Annotated in this window: 3 protein-coding genes; 1 reads left to right on the top strand and 2 read right to left on the bottom strand. The window is 58.6% G+C overall.

The genetic code is table 11. The features are described from left to right. The coding region (locus IT585_07160; protein MCC6963014.1) for a metallophosphoesterase at positions 1–416 on the top strand (416 nt) is incomplete at its 5' end. A gap of 67 nt (positions 417–483) precedes the next feature. Here the strand turns inward: IT585_07160 and IT585_07155 are convergent. Both IT585_07155 and IT585_07150 read right to left on the bottom strand, forming a co-directional pair. After that, complete coding sequence (locus tag IT585_07155; GenBank protein ID MCC6963013.1) at positions 484–2,211, bottom strand: DUF4139 domain-containing protein; 1,728 nt, start codon at positions 2,209–2,211, stop codon at positions 484–486. 274 nt (positions 2,212–2,485) lie between these two features. Beyond that, positions 2,486–2,867 (bottom strand): 50S ribosomal protein L25/general stress protein Ctc (locus tag IT585_07150; protein ID MCC6963012.1); only part of this gene is annotated, 382 nt, incomplete at its 5' end.

Genomic DNA, 2,867 nt, shown 5'->3' with positions numbered 1-2,867 from the left:
CGTTGTCAGGACTGAAGCTGCGGATTCTGCGCGACGAGGTGGTCGAAATCGACGGTGTGCAGTTGGTCGGCATCGACTACCCGTTAATGGGACAGCGCAAGAACCTGGACTCGGTCATGGCGCGCGTGGATCGCAGCAAGCCGATCATAGTGCTCTATCATGAACCGGCCTTCTCCGACACCATGAAATTGCTGGGTGTTGACCTCCAATTGGCGGGGCACACACACCGCGGCCAGATGTGGCCGTTCAATTACATCACGCGGCAGGTCTATCGCGGACTCGATCACGGCCTGTATCAGGACGGCGACTACAGTCTCTACACTTCCTGCGGCACCGGCACCTGGGGGCCGCCGCTGCGCTCCGCCAACCGGCCGGAGGTCGTGGTCTTCACGTTAGTTGGAAAATCAGGTAACTGACCGTAAAATCGTCAACCCCCAGCCTTCCCTCTTCCCGAAGGAAGAGGGAGGGCAAGGGGCGTGCTCATCACATGCCGAGCAGTTGCAGCGATGCGGGATGCTCGATCTCATAAGTTATCGAGACTACGGATTCGATTCCGGGGTGCAGTTCTAACTGCCAACGATTGATCCCCTGTCCCATCGAGTCGTCTCCCTTCGGCACAATCGCCTTGGTCTTCACCTTGATGCGCGAGTCGCTGGACACCGGCAAAGCTTCCTCAAGCTCGGCTTTTTCCGTATTGTGACTATGATTAATGAGTGTGATCACGACAGTTTCTTCGAGTTTGCGACTGTCGCCGTTGGCACTGCGGCGCTGATTGACAATCTCGCGCTTGACCTCGATGCGGTCATCGATGCCGAACGCCAACTCGAACTTCTGCGTCGGCATGATGAGAAACGGCGAATTCAACGAGCCGATGAAGTCGGCGCCGGCGAAGAGATTGATCTGGCCCGGCAGCAGCGGCACGCCGGTTTCATTAGTCAAGCTGACAAAGCGGAAAGCGTTGAGTTGATTGCGCGGCCGGACCACGAGTCGCGAGTCACCGGCCATGGTCCATTCGTTGATCGGCGTGCGCACGACCTCGCCGCCGGACGGAATCGTCTGGCGCGAGCGCACGCGGAATTGTGTCGAGTACTCGGTGGCAAGAACATAGGCGGGGTTGACGATCCCCGGATTGCCATTTCCGTATTCGGCATCAAGACCGCCCTTGATGATCATCAGATCCTCGAGGCGGTTATCGCCGCTTAAGTTGGCCTGTTCGGTTGCCGAGAGCCCCCCGATTGGATCCATGCAGGCCACGCCGTCGATCACGAACTGGACTTCGTTATTGCGGCCGCCGCGGATGTGGACATTACCGAATTGCTGCATCACTTCCCGAACGCTCAGGAGTCGTGGCACGAGTTCGCCGGGAGTAGCGGTCCGCCCCGGCTGCGCTGTCGACAGCGTAATCTCGACGTCGTCCCAATCCTCCCCGGTCTGTTGCTGCACCTGTCCGAAACAACTTATCACCACCAAATTCGAGTCGCCGAGGCGCGCATGGTAAAGCGGTCGCCAACTGGCATTGGGAACGACGTATTCAATTGCCACGACGTAGACACCGGGTGTTTCGATCACCACCTCAACTGCTGCCGACCGGACCTGGCGTCGCGCGACCGCGACGTTTTCCTGGTACAGAATCTTCATGGCTCGAATTCGTTCATTGACTGACTTAAGGCGGATGCCGAGCAGGCGCAGCGAGTCGACAACGGGAGGAAGACGACTGCTGACAAATGCGTACGCGGTCGCCCAGTTGCCGGCGTTGAAGCCGGCTTTCACGGCTTCCGCCGAGAGTTCGCCGCTGCCGTCAGCGAAGGCCTCCAGCATTGATCTTTGCCGCTCCAGCATGGCGATTTGATCGCTAATCCGGTGGGCGACGTTGTTCTCAAGACTATCGATGACGCTCTGCAGTCGAACTTGATCGGCGGAGTCGGGTACACCGATGTCTTTAACTCGGTGTTTGATCCCGTAGATGCTTGCGTCGGGCCCCGAGATTATCGGCCGGATCGAGACTTCTTCCGCTGCAAGGGGAATGCCGTCGAATATCAGGATTTGATCACCGCGAGCGAGTGTGGTTGTTGCCGTGCGCGTAACCAGAGCCCGATCATTGTAGACCGTTGCAGCGGTGATTTTCGCGTCTACAGTCGTCGTCGCAGCACCAAGCGGGCCGGCCTGGGTGCTGACCAGTGCCGCGAGCACTAAGGCAAGTTTGCGTTTCATAGAGTCCTCCTTCTTGGAAGTTGCACCGTCTTGAAGTCAGCTGCTGAGGCGGAACCACCTGTTGGAGATACCAACGACAACTTGGGTTATTCCCGCGGGGATCAGATCATCGTCAAATAGCGTAAGAGGATAGAAACGGGAGGTCGGCCAAGATCATAGCGCCAAAGCTAAATCGACTTGCGGTGATGATCGAAGCCGTGCGAGCCCCCAACAAACAACAGCGGCAGACCAGAAGGCCTGCCGCTGCGATGGGTTGAGAGATGCGAGATGAAGCTTACTTCTTCTCTTTCTCTTCCTTTTCCTTCTCTTTTTCTTCGCGCTTCTTCTCGGTGATAACTTCCGGTTCGGCCGGCTCGGCTTCCGCCGCAACGGCTTCGCCCTCGACACCCTCGGCCGGCGTCGGCGCCGCCACTACTGTCGGCGCGGAGATGATCACGATCGTGCGCGACGGATCGGTCACGATCTCAAACTTCTCCACCTTGATGTCGCTGACGTGAATCGAGTCGCCGATCTTCAGGGCGGTCACATCAACCTCGATGTGATTCGGGATATCGGTCGGCAGACACTCGACCTCGAGTTCGCGCATCACGAATTCCTGCACGCCGCCGCCGCGGACACCCTCGGCCGTGCCGACCAGGTGCACCGGCACCGGCACG

The sequence above is a fragment of the Candidatus Zixiibacteriota bacterium genome (assembly GCA_020853795.1).
Classification (GTDB): domain Bacteria; phylum Zixibacteria; class MSB-5A5; order CAIYYT01; family CAIYYT01; genus JADJGC01.
The sequence above is the reverse complement of the archived record's forward strand: the minus strand, read 5'-3'. Positions and strand labels throughout refer to the sequence as shown.